This window comes from Streptomyces sp. ITFR-21, from assembly GCF_031844685.1.
Classification (GTDB): Bacteria; Actinomycetota; Actinomycetes; order Streptomycetales; family Streptomycetaceae; genus Actinacidiphila.
The window spans coordinates 6532599-6550794 of sequence record NZ_CP134605.1; the positions used below are offsets into that span (position 1 = coordinate 6532599).

34 protein-coding genes are annotated in these 18196 nt (G+C 69.4%); 20 read left to right on the forward strand and 14 right to left on the reverse strand.

The features are described from left to right. Positions 1–94: 94 nt before the first annotated feature. From RLT57_RS29065 to RLT57_RS29085, 5 genes are read right to left on the reverse strand one after another with little or no spacing between them, the layout of a single operon-like run. Positions 95–1324, reverse strand: coding sequence for a hypothetical protein (locus tag RLT57_RS29065; protein ID WP_311300227.1), 1230 nt, complete (start codon positions 1322–1324; stop codon positions 95–97). An 11-nt stretch (positions 1325–1335) separates the two neighbouring features. Further along, positions 1336–1518, reverse strand: a complete 183-nt coding sequence (locus RLT57_RS29070) for a hypothetical protein (protein ID WP_311300228.1) — start codon at positions 1516–1518, stop codon at positions 1336–1338. A gap of 8 nt (positions 1519–1526) precedes the next feature. Next, entirely contained in the window at positions 1527–1682 is a 156-nt protein-coding gene (locus tag RLT57_RS29075; protein WP_311300229.1) for a hypothetical protein, read from the reverse strand. After that, positions 1682–1873 carry a hypothetical protein gene (locus tag RLT57_RS29080; protein ID WP_311300230.1) on the reverse strand — a complete coding sequence of 64 codons (192 nt, stop codon included), beginning with the start codon at positions 1871–1873 and terminating at the stop codon, positions 1682–1684. The genes RLT57_RS29075 and RLT57_RS29080 overlap by 1 nt, the downstream gene beginning before the upstream one ends. After that, the gene (locus RLT57_RS29085) at positions 1870–2082 is read right to left on the reverse strand and encodes a hypothetical protein (RefSeq protein WP_311300231.1); all 213 of its coding nucleotides are present in this window, start codon (positions 2080–2082) and stop codon (positions 1870–1872) included. Before RLT57_RS29085 ends, RLT57_RS29080 begins: the two co-directional genes overlap by 4 nt. Positions 2083–2226: 144 nt before the next feature. Between RLT57_RS29085 and RLT57_RS29090 the strand changes: the two genes are divergently transcribed. The 3 genes from RLT57_RS29090 to RLT57_RS29100 all read left to right on the forward strand — a co-directional run bounded on the left by RLT57_RS29090 (position 2227) and on the right by RLT57_RS29100 (position 4311). Further along, positions 2227–2562 (forward strand): hypothetical protein, encoded by a 336-nt coding sequence (locus RLT57_RS29090; RefSeq protein ID WP_311300232.1) that lies wholly within the window; start codon positions 2227–2229, stop codon positions 2560–2562. Continuing rightward, entirely contained in the window at positions 2519–3085 is a 567-nt protein-coding gene (locus RLT57_RS29095) for a hypothetical protein (protein WP_311300233.1), read from the forward strand. Before RLT57_RS29090 ends, RLT57_RS29095 begins: the two co-directional genes overlap by 44 nt. Positions 3086–3258: 173 nt before the next feature. Then, positions 3259–4311 (forward strand): helix-turn-helix domain-containing protein, encoded by a 1053-nt coding sequence (locus tag RLT57_RS29100; RefSeq protein WP_311300234.1) that lies wholly within the window; start codon positions 3259–3261, stop codon positions 4309–4311. 6 nt (positions 4312–4317) lie between these two features. On the opposite strand, the gene RLT57_RS29105 is transcribed toward RLT57_RS29100, so the two are convergent. Further along, a complete protein-coding gene (locus RLT57_RS29105; RefSeq protein ID WP_311300235.1) occupies positions 4318–4521 on the reverse strand; it encodes a hypothetical protein in 204 nt (67 codons plus the stop codon). A gap of 115 nt (positions 4522–4636) precedes the next feature. Between RLT57_RS29105 and RLT57_RS29110 the strand changes: the two genes are divergently transcribed. From RLT57_RS29110 to RLT57_RS29190, 17 genes are all read left to right on the forward strand, one after another. Beyond that, positions 4637–5017 (forward strand): hypothetical protein, encoded by a 381-nt coding sequence (locus tag RLT57_RS29110; RefSeq protein WP_311300236.1) that lies wholly within the window; start codon positions 4637–4639, stop codon positions 5015–5017. A gap of 58 nt (positions 5018–5075) precedes the next feature. Beyond that, complete coding sequence (locus tag RLT57_RS29115; protein ID WP_311300237.1) at positions 5076–5573, forward strand: hypothetical protein; 498 nt, start codon at positions 5076–5078, stop codon at positions 5571–5573. 111 nt (positions 5574–5684) lie between these two features. After that, a complete protein-coding gene (locus RLT57_RS29120) occupies positions 5685–6158 on the forward strand; it encodes a hypothetical protein (protein ID WP_311300238.1) in 474 nt (157 codons plus the stop codon). A gap of 244 nt (positions 6159–6402) precedes the next feature. Next, positions 6403–6723, forward strand: a complete 321-nt coding sequence (locus RLT57_RS29125) for a hypothetical protein (RefSeq protein WP_311300239.1) — start codon at positions 6403–6405, stop codon at positions 6721–6723. Beyond that, complete coding sequence (locus RLT57_RS29130; RefSeq protein ID WP_311300240.1) at positions 6720–6905, forward strand: hypothetical protein; 186 nt, start codon at positions 6720–6722, stop codon at positions 6903–6905. Before RLT57_RS29125 ends, RLT57_RS29130 begins: the two co-directional genes overlap by 4 nt. After that, complete coding sequence (locus tag RLT57_RS29135; RefSeq protein WP_311300241.1) at positions 6902–7042, forward strand: hypothetical protein; 141 nt, start codon at positions 6902–6904, stop codon at positions 7040–7042. The genes RLT57_RS29130 and RLT57_RS29135 overlap by 4 nt, the downstream gene beginning before the upstream one ends. Before the next feature lie 7 nt (positions 7043–7049). After that, positions 7050–7466: a hypothetical protein gene (locus RLT57_RS29140; protein ID WP_311300242.1), complete on the forward strand. Its 417-nt coding sequence runs from the start codon at positions 7050–7052 to the stop codon at positions 7464–7466. After that, positions 7463–7663 carry a hypothetical protein gene (locus RLT57_RS29145; protein ID WP_311300243.1) on the forward strand — a complete coding sequence of 67 codons (201 nt, stop codon included), beginning with the start codon at positions 7463–7465 and terminating at the stop codon, positions 7661–7663. Before RLT57_RS29140 ends, RLT57_RS29145 begins: the two co-directional genes overlap by 4 nt. Continuing rightward, complete coding sequence (locus RLT57_RS29150) at positions 7660–7989, forward strand: hypothetical protein (protein WP_311300244.1); 330 nt, start codon at positions 7660–7662, stop codon at positions 7987–7989. The genes RLT57_RS29145 and RLT57_RS29150 overlap by 4 nt, the downstream gene beginning before the upstream one ends. After that, the gene (locus RLT57_RS29155) at positions 7986–8468 is read left to right on the forward strand and encodes a hypothetical protein (protein WP_311300245.1); all 483 of its coding nucleotides are present in this window, start codon (positions 7986–7988) and stop codon (positions 8466–8468) included. Before RLT57_RS29150 ends, RLT57_RS29155 begins: the two co-directional genes overlap by 4 nt. Continuing rightward, positions 8465–8860: a hypothetical protein gene (locus RLT57_RS29160; protein WP_311300246.1), complete on the forward strand. Its 396-nt coding sequence runs from the start codon at positions 8465–8467 to the stop codon at positions 8858–8860. Before RLT57_RS29155 ends, RLT57_RS29160 begins: the two co-directional genes overlap by 4 nt. Continuing rightward, positions 8857–9165, forward strand: coding sequence for a hypothetical protein (locus RLT57_RS29165; RefSeq protein WP_311300247.1), 309 nt, complete (start codon positions 8857–8859; stop codon positions 9163–9165). The genes RLT57_RS29160 and RLT57_RS29165 overlap by 4 nt, the downstream gene beginning before the upstream one ends. Continuing rightward, a complete protein-coding gene (locus RLT57_RS29170; RefSeq protein WP_311300248.1) occupies positions 9162–9716 on the forward strand; it encodes a hypothetical protein in 555 nt (184 codons plus the stop codon). The genes RLT57_RS29165 and RLT57_RS29170 overlap by 4 nt, the downstream gene beginning before the upstream one ends. Next, positions 9713–9958 (forward strand): hypothetical protein, encoded by a 246-nt coding sequence (locus RLT57_RS29175; RefSeq protein WP_311300249.1) that lies wholly within the window; start codon positions 9713–9715, stop codon positions 9956–9958. The genes RLT57_RS29170 and RLT57_RS29175 overlap by 4 nt, the downstream gene beginning before the upstream one ends. Further along, positions 9958–10242 (forward strand): hypothetical protein, encoded by a 285-nt coding sequence (locus RLT57_RS29180; RefSeq protein WP_311300250.1) that lies wholly within the window; start codon positions 9958–9960, stop codon positions 10240–10242. The genes RLT57_RS29175 and RLT57_RS29180 overlap by 1 nt, the downstream gene beginning before the upstream one ends. A 348-nt stretch (positions 10243–10590) precedes the next feature. Further along, positions 10591–11550: a DNA-processing protein DprA gene (locus RLT57_RS29185; RefSeq protein ID WP_311300251.1), complete on the forward strand. Its 960-nt coding sequence runs from the start codon at positions 10591–10593 to the stop codon at positions 11548–11550. A 359-nt stretch (positions 11551–11909) separates the two neighbouring features. Beyond that, positions 11910–12296, forward strand: coding sequence for a ComF family protein (locus tag RLT57_RS29190; RefSeq protein ID WP_311300252.1), 387 nt, complete (start codon positions 11910–11912; stop codon positions 12294–12296). A 7-nt stretch (positions 12297–12303) separates the two neighbouring features. Here RLT57_RS29190 and RLT57_RS29195 read toward each other — a convergent pair whose 3' ends face one another. The 8 genes from RLT57_RS29195 to RLT57_RS29230 all read right to left on the reverse strand — a co-directional run bounded on the left by RLT57_RS29195 (position 12304) and on the right by RLT57_RS29230 (position 18193). Then, entirely contained in the window at positions 12304–13185 is an 882-nt protein-coding gene (locus RLT57_RS29195; protein ID WP_311300253.1) for a Ku protein, read from the reverse strand. Positions 13186–13261: 76 nt separating this feature from the next. Continuing rightward, the gene (locus RLT57_RS29200) at positions 13262–14176 is read right to left on the reverse strand and encodes an AAA family ATPase (protein ID WP_311300254.1); all 915 of its coding nucleotides are present in this window, start codon (positions 14174–14176) and stop codon (positions 13262–13264) included. A gap of 3 nt (positions 14177–14179) precedes the next feature. Continuing rightward, entirely contained in the window at positions 14180–15304 is a 1125-nt protein-coding gene (locus RLT57_RS29205; protein WP_311300255.1) for an RNA ligase, read from the reverse strand. 20 nt (positions 15305–15324) lie between these two features. After that, positions 15325–16008: an HNH endonuclease gene (locus RLT57_RS29210; RefSeq protein ID WP_311300256.1), complete on the reverse strand. Its 684-nt coding sequence runs from the start codon at positions 16006–16008 to the stop codon at positions 15325–15327. Between the two features lie 363 nt (positions 16009–16371). Further along, complete coding sequence (locus RLT57_RS29215) at positions 16372–16917, reverse strand: hypothetical protein (RefSeq protein WP_311300257.1); 546 nt, start codon at positions 16915–16917, stop codon at positions 16372–16374. After that, on the reverse strand, positions 16914–17117 hold the full coding sequence (locus RLT57_RS29220) for a hypothetical protein (RefSeq protein ID WP_311300258.1): 204 nt from the start codon (positions 17115–17117) through the stop codon (positions 16914–16916). Before RLT57_RS29220 ends, RLT57_RS29215 begins: the two co-directional genes overlap by 4 nt. Before the next feature lie 337 nt (positions 17118–17454). Continuing rightward, entirely contained in the window at positions 17455–17964 is a 510-nt protein-coding gene (locus RLT57_RS29225) for a hypothetical protein (RefSeq protein WP_311300259.1), read from the reverse strand. 19 nt (positions 17965–17983) lie between these two features. Next, complete coding sequence (locus tag RLT57_RS29230; RefSeq protein ID WP_311300260.1) at positions 17984–18193, reverse strand: hypothetical protein; 210 nt, start codon at positions 18191–18193, stop codon at positions 17984–17986. Positions 18194–18196: the final 3 nt, after the last annotated feature.

An 18196-nucleotide genomic window follows, 5' to 3' on the forward strand; every position in this document is an offset into this window, starting at 1 on the left:
CTCGCCGGGGCTCGTCGGTCTGCGGGCTGTCGGGCAGCCTCGGCCGTCGCCACACCGCGCGGGGGGTGTGGCGGCGACCGGGACGGCCCGCGGGTCAGGGTGCGGGTACCCCGATGGTCGGCGCGTCGCCGTCGTCCTCGGCCAGGAGCAGGGCGCCCCAGCTGCGGCGGACGCGCTCCTCGCTGCCGACGAATCCGTGCTCGCGGAAGGCGGTCTTGGCCTGCCGGTAGGACAGCGGCGGGTCGTCGTGGTGGCGCAGCCACCGCAGGACGACGGCCAGCTGCCCGTCGTCGAGGGGCTCGCCCGGGACGGGCACGGGCACGCCCGCGACGAGGGCGAGCTCGGCGAGTGTCACGCCCGGGACGGGCGGGACGTGGTCCGGAGCGGTGGGTGTCCCGGGCGTCCCGGTGGGCGTCCCGGCGGGCGTCCCGGCCTCGTCCGGCTGGGCCGGGCCGGGGGTGCTGGCCTGCGTGACGGCATCCGGGACACCCGCCCCGCCGACCGTCCCGCCGACCGTCCCGCCGACCGTCCCGGCCTCCGGTTCGGGTGCGGCCTCCAGGGCGGGCGCGGCCGGTCCTTCCAGGCTGTCCGGGACGCCCGGGACGGGTACCGGAGCGGTGGGCGTCCCGGGTGTGACGGTGGGCGGGACGGTGAGCCCGTACATGGCGCCGAGCGCGGTGTCGGCGGACTGGATCGTGCGGGCGCGCTGCACGGTGACGAGGCCGTCCCCCAGCTCCATGTCGTCCGCTCCCACCCGCCGGGCGAGCTTCCACGCCCGCCGCTCGGCCGACCGGCGCTCCTTCAGGTCGGGGTGGTGGGCGGCGACCGCCCACTCGTAGGCCAGGCGCCGGGTGGTCTCGGCGGTGCGCCGGCGGGCCTCGACATCGACGCCGCTGGTGCGGATGACGATCCGGCGGGCGATGAGCCCGCAGCCCTCGGCGGCCACGCACATCGCGACCGAGGAGATCGCGTAGACGGCGGTCTGGGCGGCGCCCTGGGCGACGGTGGCCCCGATGACGGCGGCGGCCGTCGGGAGCAGCCACAGCGCCACGCGGACGGTGCGGGGGGCGGTCTGGCCGAGCATGGTCAGGGCGACGTAGGCGCCGGACAGGATCAGGGTGGCGCCTTCGCCGCCGGCGACCGCGCCGAGGGCGGTGCCGGAGCGGTGGAACGCGGCGGTGAGGTTGGTGTAGGTGCCGGCGGCGCCGGCGGCGCCGATGGCGAGGATCCCGGCGGCGGTGACGCCGAGGATGATCGCCTGGGCGAGCGTCAGCGGGCGTCCCCCTGCGGGCAGCGGGCCGGGTACGGGCGGGCTGGTGGTCATCGAGGTGGTCCTCACAGGAAGTCGCCGCCGCTGTCGGGCAGGGTGTCGTCGGTCTCGGTGACGGTGAGAGCCGGGTGGTATTTGCGGATGCGCCCGATGCGTTCCTCCGCGAAGCCGGGGGCGTTGGTGGAGAACTCGTCCAAAAATTCGCCGCCGGGGCCGGTGACGCGGTACTTGGTCATCTGGAGTGCCATGGGTTCTCCTATCCGCCGTAGAGGCGCCGGTCGCGTTTGTCGTGGTCTTGCCAGCCGGCCCGGTCGGTTTTGGTGGCGTGGCGTTTGTGGGTGCGGGCGCGTTTGATGGATTTGGCGTCTTCGCGGGGGTTGGGGTGTCCGCCGAGCCAGGAGAAGCGGCCCATCAGCGGTCGGCGTAGAAGCGGCGGGCGTGTGTGTCGAACGCGCGCCGTGCGGCGTGGCCCTGCTGGTAATCGCGGGCGCATGCTTCGGGTGTGGCGGGCTGCTGGATCACGGTGCTGGGCTGCGGGGGTGCGGGCGGCCGGTGCGGAGTCTGTTCGGCGCCGGTCCCGATGCGGGTGGGCTGGTCGCTCATCGGGCTCGCCGGGTGGTGACGTGGTGCACGACCGTGTGGTGGTGCACCACGGTGGTGTGCGTGGTGTGCCCGTGGCTGCTGGACGGGGTGCACGCGGCGAGCGTGAGGAGCGCGATCGTCGCGGTCCCGGCGATCAGGGCGCGGTATGTCGCAGCCGCCTTCGACTTGCCGGGGCTGGGCGGGGCGTAGTGGCTATCGGTAATCTGCACGTGGATCTCCCAGGTACTTAGAGGTGCTGGGCGGTCTGGCCCTGGCCATATGGAGCTGCGAACTCCGGCCAGGGCCGTTCTGTTGGTGCCCTACGAGCGTAGCGACTTCCTTGTAAACTTACAAGGAAGCTGAGAGGATGGAGCATGCCCAGCCCCGATGGGGAGGAACAGCGTGCAGAAGGAGGCCCGGACTTGATCTCGTTTGGTCAGATGCCGGATCGCTTGGAAGCCGCCGGGCTAAAAAAGCTGAGCTATCAGCGCTGCCGTCAGCTCGCCGAGGAAGACCCGGACTGGCCGATCCCCATGGATCAGGCAATCAAGGTCGGCCGAATGCGGCTCTTCGACTGGTACGCACTGGAGCCGTACTTTCGCAACCGGAAGTCACGGCAGGGCCAGCGGGCAGTCAGGGAACAGCCGCCGCAGGAAGGCCCTTCGAGTGATACCAACCAGCACGACGAGTCCGAGCAAGGAGACGAGTAGGCGCGCCGCCGTCTACCGCCTGTACAACGAGGCGGGCGCTCTGTTGTACATCGGCTCTGCCTACGACCCCGACCATCGCTGCAAGAGCCACCACGTGAAGCCGTGGTGGCCGCAGGTCGCCCAGCGTGTAGACGAATGGCATCCCAGTCGCGAGGCCGCATACGTCGCCGAGACCGAAGCCATTGCGACCGAGCGGCCGGGGCGAAACCGGATCAGCGGCCCCGGTCCCGTCCGCTTGCCGGTACCCGGCGCAGCCAACCCCATATTCGCGCTGACCGAGATCGACGCCTACCTGGACGCGCTGCATGGAGAGCCGCCCGAGGCGCGAGCGAAGCGTCTGACCGAGTTGTTGAAGTCGGTCGGCGAAAAAGTCCGAAGGGAGCGCCGCGCCGCCGTGTTGGAGATGCAAGCCGGCGGCATGACCTACCGGCAGATCGCGGACGCCTCTGGGATCAGCTTTGGGCGCGTCCGGCAGATCATCGCCGACGACCCGGCGGACTCGCCGGACCCAGCGGAGGAATGAAAGAAGGCCGAACGGTTGCCACCGTCCGGCCAGAGATCAAAGCGGGCTGCAACCCGCCGATCGAGTGGACCAACCCAGCAAGGAAGGGCCGCCATGAGCGTAGCTCAGGCTGAGCACTGTGCGAAAGGGCGGGGCATCGCACAGTGAGCACACCCCGTATCAGGCGCGGCCCCATGGCCGCCGAAGTGCTCGGTCGCGACTACACGCAGGTCAGCAACCAGCTCTTCCGCGACGCCCGGATCCACGCCAAGTCCAAGGGCATCTTCGGCTTCCTGGCCACCCACCGGGACGGCTTCGGCGTGTCTCCGGAGTCGATCGCGGCGGCGATGGCGGACGGTCTCTCGGCCGTGAAGTCGGCTCTGCGCGAGCTGGAGCAGTACGGCTACCTGACCCGGTCGCAGGTTCGAGGATCGGACGGACTGATGGGCGACACCACCTACCGGATCACGGATATGCCCAGCTCAGAACCGGCGGATGAAAACCTGCCACCGGTTCCCACCAGCAACGATGCACAAACCCGCAGGTCGGAACCGGTGGATGGAAATCCGCCAGCGGTTGATCCGCCAGCGGTTAATCGACCCCATAAGAAGACCATTCCTATGAAGAAGATCAGTAGTGAAGAGAAGACCACCTCCTCCTCCGTGGCCGAGGTCTCCGAAGCCCCAACCGCAACTGCCCCCGAGGCCACCGACGGAGGCGGCGGTGGGTCTTCTTCTTCAAGGGCAATCGCCGAGGAGATCGCTGCCGTCCTGGACTACCGGGGCAAGCTCCCGGACAAGCGGCAACGGCAGTTGATCGCCGACCGGTTGGCGGCTGCTCTGGACGGCGGGTGGTCGGTGGACGGGCTGGCCCTGTACCTCGACCTCGGGGACGCACCCGTCAACTCCGCTGCCGCCGTATACGCCCACCGGCTCCGGCCCGATGTGCTTCCCGAAGCCGAGCCCGCCCCCTCCCCGGTGCAGCTCTTGGACGTGACCGCCGACGACCTGTTCGGCCCGGCCCGGCCGGAACTCCCGGCCACCATGTGGGGGCGGGCCGTGCAACTCGCGCAGTCCCGCCTCGTCGGGTCCGGCCACCGCCCGTTCGAGTGCCCGCCCGCGTCCGCGTACACCAACCGCGGGTTCGGCAGCGGCGGCGGCACGGACGACCGGGTGGCCGGCTGGGGTCAACTCGCCCGACAGTTCGCCGCGAAGGAGCACAAGCCGTACACCAACGCCGGGTGGTAGGCGCGGCTATCCCGGCTCGTCGGCCTCGCGGGTCGCGTTCGGTCGCGCGGGCGGCTCGGCGCCGGGGCGGCCGACGTACCACTCCATGTAGTTGCGGAGTTCGGCTGAGCGGTCCGTGCCGGCTTGGGCAGTTGCTGCCTCGAACTCGACCCATAGCTCTTGGGGGACGCCGCGGAGTCCGCGTACTGGGTGCTTGTGGACGTTGGCCATGGGGGGATCTTCGCAGGGTGGTTGACCACCCGTCAAGGCTGTGTCATATTGGTCATGTCGGGGTGGTCAACCACCTTTGACCAGTGGAAACCAGCGGCAACCAGGGGAGACGGACATGGGCAGCACCATGAAGCCGAAGATGGACGCTAGCGAGCGGGCCGCCCGCGATCTTCTCAACCGCAAGGTCCGCGAGAACCTCATGGACCGCCGCAACGCCAACGAACTCCTCAAGATGGGCCTGCCGTTCGTCCGCGCGATGATCGCCCAGTGGCGCCGCGAAGGGACCTCCCCGCAGTGGCTGACCGACAAGTTCCAGGCCAAGCGCACCGAGGCCGAGCGTCAGCTCGCCGTCGCCGCGAACCCGTTCGCCGAGCGCCGCGCCCGCACGGGGATTATCGCCGCCGAGATGTACCTGGCCATCTGGGCTGGCATGCAGGAAGACCTCGGTCAGCTCGTTGCCGAGCGGCGCGCTGAGCGCCCGGCCATCGATTCCTGACTCACCCCGCCCGCCCCTTCCCGGGGCGGGCCACCGCTCCCGCCCGAGGAGGGCCGCAATGCTCACGTCCGCCCAGCGCGCCACTGCGATGATCCGCCACTATGCCGACAGCGCCGACCCGGATCGGCGGACGTCCACGGCCGACTCGCGGATCGCCCTGAACATCGCCCGGGGCGTCGACATGAACGACATCGACCCCGCGTCCGGCTGCAACTACTCCCGCGCCCACTACGACAGCTGCCGCCGGGACTGGATCTTCATGGTCAAGATGCACGGATTCTCCGACTTCTACGGCGGTGGTGCCCTCCTCGCCGACGTCCTCGCGTACTGGGCGCCCCGCCCCGAGTTCACCGCCGGCGACGACTGGCTCGCCGACGCCGAGAAGGCCCACCGCGCCTACTGGGAACAGGACGGACGGTCCTGTTCCAACCCGCACTGCGACTTCCACCCCGACGCCGACCACGCCGAACTGTTGCGCATCATCGCCGAGATGGAAGCGGAAGCTGCCGAGTCCGCCGACCGCGGTCCGGGGGTGCAGGGCTCGCTGTTCGACTGACCCCAACCCCCGCCCCCACCTGCGGTTTTCATGCTGCGCGAGTACGCAACGGGCTGGCGATCAAGGCGGGTTGGCGGGACAATGAACCTACACAAACCGGGAGATATGATCATGATCCGCACCACGTACAAGGGTCGCGACATCAAGATCCTCAAGTCCACGACCTCGAACTGCGTCAAGACGTTCGTCGGCGGCCACGTCATCAGCCACGCCTGGCAGGGCGACGAGATCCAGGCCCTCGACTGGTTCCGCCGCGAGATCGACCGCATCGACGCCAAGGGCCCCGGCAGCAACCCGCAGGAGACGCTGCCGCACTGGTACGCGCCTGGCACGTTCGACCTCAACGGGCGGGGCCACGTCATCGCCCCCGGCGGCGCGTGCACCTGCAACACGTGCCTTGCGTCCCCGGAGAAGAACGTGCCGTGCACCGACACCACCGCGTGCCAGCACTGCCCTATTCCGCAGGCCACCCACGCCCGGCAGTTCACCGAGTTGGTTGGCTGGCACCCGTGGGTTGCGCCCACGCCGGAGCAGATCAAGGGCCGCATGCAAGCGCGCCGGGCGGCACGACAGGAGACGTCGTGACCGATCCGCCCGCCGCCTGTCGCAACTGCCGTCGCCCGCTCCACTGGTCCGAGGCGACCGGCTGGCTACACGGCGAACTCCCGCAGTACGCGGGCGAGGAGCTGACGTGCGAGCGCCCCGAACCCGTCTGCTCGCCCCGCCCGTTCACCACGGCCGCGCCCGGCTGCGGGGCGCGGCTCATGGCCGCAGGACCCCACTCGGACTGTTCGTGCGGGTGCCACCTGCCAGCCGATAGGAGTCACCGATGACCAGCCCATATGACCTCGACCCCGAAGCCCTCGCCTGGGCCCGCGCCAAGGTGCAGCACTACATCGACCGGCTCGCGAAGTTCGAGCGGCAGGCCACCGAGAGCAACAGCAGCAACAAGGCGCGCGGTCTCCGGGTCGCCCGGCGCAGTGCTGAGCAGACCCTCATCGGCGGCGAGGGCTGCGTGATCGCCGCGTTCGACGAGCGGCTGCCCGATTTCGCCCGCGCCATCGACGGGGCGATCCCGCCGGCTGTGGACCGGGCCGTGCGCCGGGACCACTCGCTGTGCGGCGTAGACCCGTGTTCGGACTGCCGATGAGCACCTCCACCCGGGGCACGTCAACGACCCCCGCCGCGTGCCGTCACTGCCCCGTCCCGGAGCGCGAGCACATGCAGCGCTGGACGCAGGCCGCCGGCTGGCACACGTGGACGCCGCCCACCGACGCCCAGCGCCTCGCCCGGATGCGGGCCCGGCAGGCACAACGACAGGAGACAGCGTGAACTGCGAGGACTGCAACGGTTCGTACTGCTACGACTGCGGCGGCCATTACTGCTGCGAGCCGTGCCCGTGCGGCCGGTCGCACAACTGCTCGTGCGAGTGCGGCAGCTACGACCGGAGGCTCACCAATGCCGAGTAGCCCCGTCGTGACGACTGCCACCCCGGCCCCGGTCGAGTTCCTGTACGGGATCGACAGCAGCGTGGACGACGACTCGACCCGCTACCGGTCGCCCCACGTCGTGCAGTTCAGGATCACGAAGAAGACCCCGAAGCGGATCTACTACGTGGCCAGCAGAGACTGGGACAGGCACCCCCGCATCCGGTTCGTGGACCGGCACCGCATTGAGGCCGACGGGGAGATCTACCGGCGCTCCGCCGGCTGGTGGGAAACCGACAACCACCTGTACCTGAACCCGCCCGAACTCCGCCAGCCGGCCAAGCCCGACCTGCCCGCCCTCAAGGCGGCCATGGCCGCCGCGCACCCCGACCGGGGCGGCTCCGACGCCGAGTTCATCAACGCCCGCCAGCAGTACGAGACCGCACGGAACCGGGAGGCATCGTGACCACCACTGACCCGCCGACGACACGCCTGGTCTGCGCCAACTGCGGCCTTGAGGTTGAGGACCGGGGGCAACCCGTGGCCCGCGAGGGTGAGGGCTTCGGCTGGTACTCGAACTGGGTCCACGCGAACGGCGGGTACGCGACGTGCTTCCCGCAGCGGGGCGCCAGCAGCCCCAAGGCCAAGCCGGTGACGCCGTGACCGCCGCCCAGATCGCCCTGGGCGACCGCGAAGCGCCCGCCTACACCGCGACGGACAGCGTGCCCGAAGGCTGCTACTGGTGGACCGACCCCGACGGAGACCTATCCCTCACGCCCGGCTGCATGGCCCGGATACAGGACCCGGACGCCGAGTGCACGTGCGAGAAGCTCGTGGCGCGCCTGGCCCGGGTTGAGCGGCGCCTGCGGGAGGCGCAAGAGCGGGAGCGGTACGCGGCCACCTGGTGGACCGCGCTCCGGGAAGCCGTCGAGGCGCACCCCGACCGGGCCAGCATCCTGGCCGACGCACACAGAAGGGCTGGCCGATGACCCCCGAGGCGGACCGCATGCTGAACCCGGAACGGCCCACGGAGCGGCTGGAGGAGAAGGCGGCACGACTGGAAGCAGATCAGAGGGAGGCGGGCGCCGAAACCCCGTCGGCCCTGCTGCTGCGCGCCGCGACCAGGCTGGACGAGGTGGCCGGGGCGGCGACCCCGGGGCCGTGGCGCGCCCACGACACCCACCTCGGGCAGTACGGGCACGCCGCAACGATCCTCTCCGGCGAGGGCAACGACACCGACCTCCGGGCGTGGCTGCCATCCATGAGCCAGGGGTACTGGGACGAGACCCGCAACGTGTGGGCCGACGCCGCCTACATGGCCGCCGTGGATCCGCTGGTGGGCGCCGACTTCGCCGGCATGCTGCGGGCCGCTGCCGCGATGGCGCAGGGCCTGCCCGAAGCCGAAGGCATTGAGGTCGTAGCCGCCGCCATGGTCGCCGCCCGGCGGATCCTGGGGGTGGAGGCGTGACCGACACCGACTTCGACGGCTGCAACTCCGCGTGCCGCCGCGCGGGTGCCCACACGCTCCGCTGGGGCGGCTGCGAGCACGCGCCCGAGCTGGAGCCCGCCGTCACACTGATGCGAGTGCAGTTGATGGACGACGGGGAGAACGCCATCGTGGGCGTGCGCCTGACTCTCGCCGAACTCGCCGAACTCGCCGAACTCGCCGAACTCGCCGAACTCGCCGAGCTGATCGAGCTGATCGAGCCGGCGCTTCGTACCGTCGCCGTCCGGCTCGGCCCGAACGCGCTGGCGATGCTTCAGTGTGGCGAGACGGTCGGCTTGTCCGGCGGTGAGTACGCCGACCTTGCCCGCGCTGCTGCGGACGCCATCGTCAGCCCCGCCGAGGAGACCCTGTGACCGCCGCGATATCCGCCACCCTCGCTGCTGTCGCCGCGTACTGGGCTGGTCGGGTGAGACTCGGCCGGCGTCTGCTGGAGTGGGCGGAGGACCGCAACGAGGGCTCGCACGGGCCAGGCTGGTGGGCAGCCCAGGGAGTCGGGCTCGCCGCGGTGGCGTGGATGATAACCGTCCACCCACGCCGCTCGGCCGCCAACCGCCGCTCATGGCAGGAAGCCTGCAACGCCCGGCGTAGCCCCGCCCCGCAGTTCGACTCCGGCTGGGCCGCCAAGCGCGACACCACGACACGAGACGAGCCCCGATGAACGCCGCCCTGATCCGCGCCCGCGACGCCATGACCGCCCAGGGGTTCACTGAGCACGAGGCGGTCGCCCTGCTGCTGCCGATCATCGGCGCGGCGTACCGGGAGGTCGCCGACGAGGCCAACGAGTCCGCCAAGTCGCCGAGCGTCTGGGGCGACACCCCGGAGGTGGCGTTCAGCGAGTTCGCCGCCGCGTTCCGCAAGCAGGCCTACGAACTCGACCCGCCAGTGGAACCGGACCTGCGCGGCGGGTTCTGGCCGGGCATGACCGGCGGCATGTGCGCCCGCTGCCACCTCGCGGTGAACCGTGGTGACGACGCCGACCCCGAGCACGAGGTGTGCGTGGTCATCGCCGACGGGATGCGGATTACCAGCAGCCGCCCCGACGAGGTGCTGCTGCACCTGCCGTACTGGACGTACTGGGACACGCAGGCGTACAGCACCGAACTCGGCATCCCCGCCGGCCACCTGCCCGCACTCAAAGCCGTCATTGACGCGTGGCTCGCACAGCAGGCTGTTGACGCGGCCAAGGACAACAAGGAGCCCACCCCGTGACGACCCTGCCCCCGCCCCGCCAGTCGAGCCGTGACGTGTCCTGGTCGGTGATGTTCCGCCTCGGCGGCACCGGCGTGTGGGCGGAGTGGTCGAACGGGCACCGCTCCCCGGGTGAGGCCGTGGACTGGGCGGAGCCTCTGAAAGCCAACCCGGCGGTCGCCGACATCCGCTTCGACCGGATCACCCGCACCCGCGACATGTTCGACCTGCACGGGATCGCCCAGGCCGGAGAGGGGTCCTGATGCTGGTTCTCCGCGTGGAGATCTGGCCGGGTGGTGACCGGGACCGGGCCAAGGAGATCGCCCGCGTCGGCATCGCCAACACCACCGGGCTGCGGGCCGTCTCCGACTACTCCGTGGTTCACCTGGACGAGGCCGGGGCCCGTACCAACGCCCGCGTCCGGGGCCATCGGCGGGGGCTCGGGTGGGTGCCGCTGGCAGCCCGTGCGCTCGCCGGCCTGTGCGAACCCGCGGCGGCCGTACCCGACGGCGACGACATGGCGCGGGTGCTGAAGGAGGGCATGTGACCCCCGCCCCGTCCTGCCCCGCCGCCCGCACCGTCCTGGGCCAGCGGGTCGCGTGTGCGGCGTAGGGGGTTCTTGAGGCCGTGGGGCGTCCGGTGAGGTGGACGGAGGGAAGTGTGACGTACACCTGACATCGACTGGGATAGGCCACCTGATTACTCGACATTGGTATATGCCAAATGACTATGCATATACTCTGCGTAGGTCCTCCACTCTCCTGGGTGACAATTTTGCCGAATGGGGGGGTCCTGCTGCGCCGCCCTCGGTGGATGCGCAATCATGAAGGCGGTCCAAGAAACAACGAACAGCCCTTCGAACATCGGGGACCGCTAGTAGAAGGACACATCACTCATGCCTAACATCTCGCCCCAGCAGGCAGACCTGCTCACCCTGTGCGCGCTGCGCATAGAGAAAACGTCGATCGACTGGCACCTCATTGCACGCATCTGCCAATCACCCGACGGCCTGGCCGCGATGCTCACAGGCGAGATCCCAGAAGAGTCCGCCGCCGCCCGAAAGAACCTGCCCATCCTCAAAGCGGCCCTACGGCACATCGATGAGGCCAGGGACCGGGCTCAGAGCGAAGTGGACGCAGCCGCCACGGCTGGCGCGCGGCTCGTAACCGTGCTCGACCGGGACTACCCGGCGAACCTACGGCTCGTACCCAACCTGCCGCCGTTCCTGTTCTACTGCGGCGACCTTCTCGAACGGGACGCGCGATCGGCGGCAGTCGTCGGTACCCGGAACGCCAGCGAAGACGGCATGAGGCGCGCAGCCCGCATGACACGCGGGCTCGTAGAGCAGAACGTTGCCATCTTCAGCGGCCTGGCCAAAGGAATCGACACGGCTGCCCATACGGCCACTCTCGACGTGGGTGGCCGGACAGTGGCAGTGATGGGTACGGGCATCGCAGCGAAGATCTACCCGGCCGAGAACAGGCCCCTTGCCCGCCGGATCCTCAACGAGGGGGGCGCGCTCCTCTCGCAGTTCTGGCCAACAAGCCCGCCCGCGACCTGGACATTCCCGCGGCGCAACGTCGTGACCTCCGGTGCCACGCTGGGCAGCATCGTGATCGAGGCGTCATCCACCTCTGGGGCGAAGATGCAGGCACGTATCGCGGCGGAACACGGCAAGCATGTGTTCCTGCTGAAATCTCTTGCTACCAGAGAAGAGTGGGCGGCCAAGATGATCGCCGACGGCCGTGCGGTAGAAGTAGTCGAACTTGAGGATGTCCTGTCCAGGCTCGGAACGGCCAAGAGGATCCAACGCGCGGCCGACCAGAGACTCCAGCTAGCCCTGGCCGACCTGTGACGGGCCTGTCGGATCTTCCCGCGCCCGCCGGCTTCCCGCTGTGTGCCCGCTGCGCGTATAGGACTACGGGGACCGCTGAATGGTGTGCGGCATGCGCCAGTCGGACTCTGCGCCCGTTAGCCGATGTCCACTGCCCGACGTGCAGCCAGACACTTGAGTCGGCCGAAGCGGAATGCCGGAACGTGATATGCCGGTGGGATGTGGATAGGAGATATTTTACCCGGGTCGCTGCGGTCGCTTTATACACCGGACCGCTTGAAAGCACGATCAAACGCTTCAAATACGACAAGCGTTACTCCCAGTGGGCCTCCATCTTCGGCCGCCTGCTCATCGGCTGGCTCGAAGCCCACCCTCATGAGATGCAGGACATCGACCTGATCGTCGGCAATCCAACAGCCGCCGACCGCGACCCGTTCCAGCACATCGAAGCGATCATGCAAGCGGCTTCGACCGAGGACACACGGGCCAGTTGGCCGTTGGACGACCCCCTGAACCCGGTTCTCATCAAGCAGTACGAGACCCCCAAGTCCGCAACGCGGAGCTGGCAGGAGAAGATCGCAGCAGCAAAGGAGCACGCGGAGGCGCTTGCTCTCAAGGGCGATGTCACGGGTAAGCGAATCTTGCTGGTGGACGACGTGTTCACGACCGGCGCGCAGTTTTTCACGGTTGCCAAGTTTCTTAGGCAGAGCGGGCTTGCGGCAGAGGTGCGGGGACTCGTTCTCGCGCGGGTCCCCTGGGGCGCTTAGACGCCGACTACCCCGCCCTCTTCCTCGCCGTCTTCTTGGCAGCCGTCTTCTTCGCCGCGGCCTTCTTGCCCGCCCGCTTCTTCGGCATGGCGTGCACCGCGGCATCCTCCCCGCGGTCGGCCCGTGCCTGTTCCGCGGCCCGCTGGAGCGCAGTCATGAGGTCGGTGACGCCGGTGTCGGCCGCCTTGGGCCGCACGGGTGACGGGGGTGCCTCGCCGTGGGCTTTGGCTTCGACGACGGTCCGCATGGCTTCGGCGTACTCGTCGTGGTAGGCGGTGAGGTCGGTGTCGCCGATGGCGTCGATGAGGGCCAGGGCCCCGCGGATCTCCTCGGCGGTGAGGTACACGTCCGGGGGTGCGGCGTCGCCCGCCGGACGCAGTTCGTCCGCCCACCGCATCCGGTGCGCGACGAGGATGTCGCCGGCGGCGTAGACGAGGCCGAGCGCCTCCCCGCTGCCCCTGAGTGCCCACTTGCCGACGGCGGCCTTGCCTGCTCTGGCCAGGGCTTCGCGCATGAGGACGTAAGGCTTGTTCGCCCCGGGGACGGCGGGCGCCAGGAAGTACGGGGTGGCGAACTGCTCACCGCGCACCGACGCCAGGTCGAGGAACCCGCTGACCTCGATGGTCTTCGCGGTCGGCAGCGGCATCTGGTCGAGGTCATCATCGGTGACGGAGACGAGCTGGCCGCCGGGGGTCTCGTAGGCGCGGCCGATGTCCTCCGGCATCAGCACATGCTCGTCCAGCTCGCAGACTTTGCGGTAGCGGACCCGGCCCTGGTCCTCGCGGTGGACCTGCCGGAACGCGATCCGGTGGGAGCGGGTCGCGGACTCCATCCGAACAGGGATCGCGACCAGGCCGAACGTGAGCGTCCCGGACCAGATCGGGGGCACGGCCACCACCTCCACACGACGACGCCCCCTGCCGCCACGGTAAGCGGAAGGGGGCGAACGTGCTGGGCGGGGCGGGTCAGAACGCCCCGTAGTTGACCTGCCAGGTCGGCAGGCCCATGCGGCGCCACAGGGCCACGACCCGGTCCCGGTCGTCCAGACTGACCCGAACGTTGAACCGGTCGCGGACGTGCTCGTTGAACAGCTCGGCCTTGACAATGTCGTCGCGGCGGGAGTCGCCGGCCGCGCGCATCCACAGCTCGTTGAACGGCACCTCGTGCTTGGCCAGCCACGCCTCGGTCTCCTTGCGGAAGTCGTCGCCGCGGCCGGACAGCAGGATGATCCAGTCGTCGTTGGCCAGGCGGAACGAGACGAGGGCGCGGCGCACGGACTCGTTCAGGAGGTCTTCGCCGCAGCGGGCGAAGTCGAACGGGCCGCGGTCACCGGTGAGCGCCAGGGTCCCGTCGATGTCGCACATGATCGCCGACGGCAGCGCCGGGTTGGGCACGTAGGGCTCGACGCTCGGGGTGTCGTTCATCCACTCGTCGGTGAGCCGCCAGCCGTTGCGGGTGGCCTTGAGGTGGTTGGCGTGAAGGCGCTGGATGACGTCCTCACCCACCGAGTTCTCGCGGGCGGCGTCACGCCGCAGGCACTCCTCGAACGGCACGCCGGTGAAGTCGTGCACCTGAAAGACGGCCTGTCCGAGAGCGGCGGCCTTGAGGCGCTTGGGGATGTGCGGCGTCAGGTGGGTGTTGTCCACGGCGACATCGAAGCCGCCCGCTATGGCCTCGCGCACCGCCGCATCCTGGATGCCCAGCGCGGTCTGCTCGTGGGCGTGCGACCAGACCCGCTCGCCGCCGGAGTCGTCGAGCATGGCCCGCAGGTCGTCCAGGTTGATCCGGCGGATGCGTCCCTTGGACTCGGCGAGCAGCGCCCGCGCAGCAGTCGTCTTGCCGCTCGCGGGGAGCCCGGTCATGACGTGGATCGTGGGCATCGGTCAGCCTTCTTCGTCGTTCTTGAACGGCTTGTCGCCGCGGGGCTTGATCTGCTTCCACGCCCAGTCGCTGACGGCCTTGTCGCGGCCGTCGTGGACGAGGAACAGCGCGGAGCGGTACTCGGACTGTGTCGCGGCGAGCGCGAACGTCTTCCGGTCCGGGTCGGCGGGGAGGGTGTCGAGGACTGCTCGGTGCGCGGTGAACGCTTCGCCGACGAGCCGGTCGTGCTGTTCGCGCAGGCCGGCTGCAATGTTGCGGGCCCAGTCGGCGAACTCGTCCGGCACCTGGTCGAACAGCACCGACGGCTCCTGCCCGGAGGCGAGGACTTCCCAGATCGTCTTCTCGTTCGTGCCGGTGAACAGCTTGTGGAGCGTCAGGTACGACGACAGCTTGATCTTCGCGCGTGCCCCGGAGGCGTACCGGATGACGTAGCCCTCCTCCTCGGTGCCGCCGACCGTCGCCCCGTCCAGGGTGGTGCTCGCCGCCGCCAACTGCTCCACGTCGGCGAGGCCGTCGCGCAGGCCCCAGGAGCGGACGACGGGGCCGATCGGCTTCCAGTGCGGGCCGACCTCGGCGAGCGTCGCCTCGGTGCCGTCCGCCGGCCGGAAGGCGGCGAGCAGCATCAGCTCCTCGCGCTGCCCGTAGTCCACGACGATGCGGTTCGCCGGGTAGATCGCCTCCGCAAGGTAGGTCAGTCCGGGGTCGAGACCGGTCAGGTCGGCGCCGTCGAGGACTGCCTGCGCCCACTGTGCCTGCTCGCTGATGAACGATCCCTTGGAGGCGGCACGCCACCGGCCGTCGTAGTGGAACGCGATGATCAGGGACCCGTCGGCCTTCTCGAAGATCTCGAATGGTTCGGCGGGCAGCGGAGGTGCGAAGTCGTACACGCCGTGCATCCCCGTAACGAAGATCTTCGGGAAGGGGAGCGCCACGACCCCGCCGGTCCTGTCGTCGGCGATCAGGCCGCGGCACCGCATGGTGACGAGATTCCACGCGTGGGAGTACTGGACATCTCGCGTGTAAGTCAGAATGGAAAGGGGCAGCTCCGGGTGGGCCTTGCGCGTCACCTGACCAGCCACGATTGCGGCCTCCAGGTCATCCAAGTTGAACAGCTCGGAGAGCTTCATGCTTGCCTCCATCGGTATTTCTAGGTGAGTCCGCGCTCAACGTCGTCTGCGTACTTTTCGAGAATCTCGTTGGCCCACACGACAAGATCGGCCGCCCGCTGGCCCGACGGCTGAGAGGTCACCCGAAGCTCAAGATTCTCGGACCGGTTGTCGAGCCGATTTCCGTTCTTGTGGTGCGCGTTCTCTCCGGGCTGGAGCGGACGTCCGAGCCGGTCGGCCAATACCTTTCGGTGCTCCAGAATTCGGCCATGACGATTGACATTAGGGTGCCCGGGTGCTGAGATGCGCCGGTAGCCCTCCTTGGTTATCTGGCCGGTTCCCGCAGGTGCCATGCTGCGCGGCTTAACCCCGGCAGCGCGCATGTAGCTGTATCGATGGTTTACGCAGAAGCCGCGACTGGCTACCGGCTTCACACAATCATCATCTTGACAGATCTCATACACCAAGCCAGACTCAAGCACCACGCGGATTTCCGACATGCGATTTTCGATGCACGGTCGGCAGGTGATGCGAGTGCGGCTCAGGGTGGTCGTCAGGTTGCTTTTAGTCTGCGCCCAAGAAGTGATGGCGACTTCGGCCCACCAGCGCTTCTTGAATACCAGGGCAAGATCTTCACTACCCTTGCACATATCGCATATTTTGTCGGTCAAGTGAGTAGCGAGTTGTCCCGCGCACCAACGGGCGTGCTTTTCGGATGATGCCATGTCCTGAGTTTACCGTTAACCGAGGATAGGATTCCCGGTTATTTGTAAATAGGCAGCATCAATCGCAGCGTCGGGTGGGTCTTGCGGGTGACGTGGCCTGCGGCGATCGCGGCGGCGAGGTCGTCCGGCGGGAACAGCGTGTTGAGCTGGGTCACAGCGGGCCTTTCGGTGGGCTGATCTGATGGTGAACGGTCAGGGGGGCGGCGAACGAGTTAGCCGGCGCTCGGCTCGCGTCCCGCGCAGGACCTGGTGCCACAGCTCCGCCTGGGGTGACCGGGTGGAGTCTCGCTCACGGCATGTCCTCCTTGGTCACGGTCTCGAACCACCGCCAGAGCCCGTCGTCCCAGTACTCGACGCGGGCGGTCATCGGAGCCCCCGCAGCCACCAGTAGGCGCGCTCTGCCGGACGGCGGACAAACCGCTGCCGGCTGACCCACCAGCGGGTGCGCCAGCCGTACCGGCCCTCCGGGTACCAGCGCAGCAGGGGGCGCCGGGCGAACCGCTGCCCGCAGTGGGGGCAGGTGTACGCACGCCAGACGCGCACCGTCCGGCCGGTCGCCTCGGACGCCCCGGAGGTCCAGCACGCTGGGCAGCGGTGCGGCTTGTCCAGATCGGCGCGCACCAAGTACGGGACGGCGGTCAGAGGGGGGGCCGTCGTCGTGTCGATGCGGTCGGCTCCGTCGCGGATGCCCTTGACGTAGCTGGCGGCGCACAGGCTGGTGAGCAGTCCGTCCTCCTGGTCGGCGAAGTCCCGCACCGTCTCGGCGTCGTGGGCGCGGACGGCGGCTTCGAGACGGCTGACAGCGTCTCGGGCCTGGTCGGCGTTCGGGGCGGCGAGCAGCACGAAGTACTCGTGCACGTCCCGCCGCGCCTCGGCCACGGCCCGCTCGGCATCGGACACGGCGGTCACGGGGTGGCCTCCAGTGCGCTCTTCCCCTGCGTCTCCAGCTCGGCGAGCCGGATCAGGTCGCCGGCTGCCCGGTTGGTCGGCCCGTACTTCGCCCGCAGGTACGCGGCGGCCAGACGCAGGGTCTCCTCCCGGGCCTCGGCCACCACCTCGCAGGCGATGGGTTCGCCCATGTCGCGGATCACTCTGTCCAGCGCGGTCATGTGTCTCTCTCCTTGCTGCGGTGCTGGGCGCGGGCGGGGGTCAGGCGGGGTCGTCGTCGTGTTGGGTGGCGCAGTCGGGTTGGTGCCAGAACCCCACGCCTGCATGGACCTCGGCGTCGCACGTGCACTGGGGCGCGTCGGCACAGGGCCAAGGCTGTCCGCAGGCGCACAGCTTCCCGCCATGCGGATACGACTCGATGTCGTCCCGCCGGTAGTGCCTGACGCGCCGGGCGCTGTACGGAGGCCGGGGCTTCTCGCGAGCCATGCTGGCAAGTCCTTCCTGGTCGTGGTCGGTGCCGCCCGGCCGCGTGGGGGACGGCCGGGGCGGGGGCGAGGGTTACGCGTCGAGCTGAGCGCGGTGGGCGGTGATCTCGACCGTGAGGTCAATCCCGGCGTCCGCGAGGTAGGCGATCAGGTCGAGGTCGTTCACGGCCTGGCCCTCCTCGCGGTTGCCGAGGTACCGGGCGACCGCTTGCCGGATCGCGGCGATGTCGGACAGGAGGTCGTCGCGGGTCCACTCGGCCGCCTCCATGGTTCCGGCGGCGCGGTCTCGGGCCGACGCGTAGGCGGTACGGAGGCGGTCGGTGTCGGCGGGGCGGTGCTGCTGCACGATGTCCCGGAGCCAGCCCGGCCAGCCCTCGGGCTTGCCCAGGTCACCGGGCTGCACGAAGTACGGATTCGCTTCGCTGTCGAAGGCGACCGCCGACGGGGCGCCGTCGACGTAGGTGATGCGCAGGCTGGTGACCTGGGTGGGCGTGCCGTACTCGTCGGTGATCACGGGCCCGTCGGTGAAGGCGAGTTCGACACTGGTCCGGGTGCGGGTGATGCTGGTGGCGAAGGTGGTCATGGCGGGTGGGCCTTTCTGGTCAGGCGGCCTTGTTGCGGCGGAGGGCTTGCCGCTGGGTGCAGCGGTGCTCGGGCAGGCTGGTCAAGGTCTGGGCGCGCATTACGTAGCCGCAGTCCGCACAGCGGGCGAACCCGGTGCAGCGCAGGAGTTCGTCGGCGGTTGCGTCCGGGGTCGACTTCTCAGCGGCCAGGAACGCGTGGCGGTTCGGGTTGTTGAGGTGGCCGGTCACGTC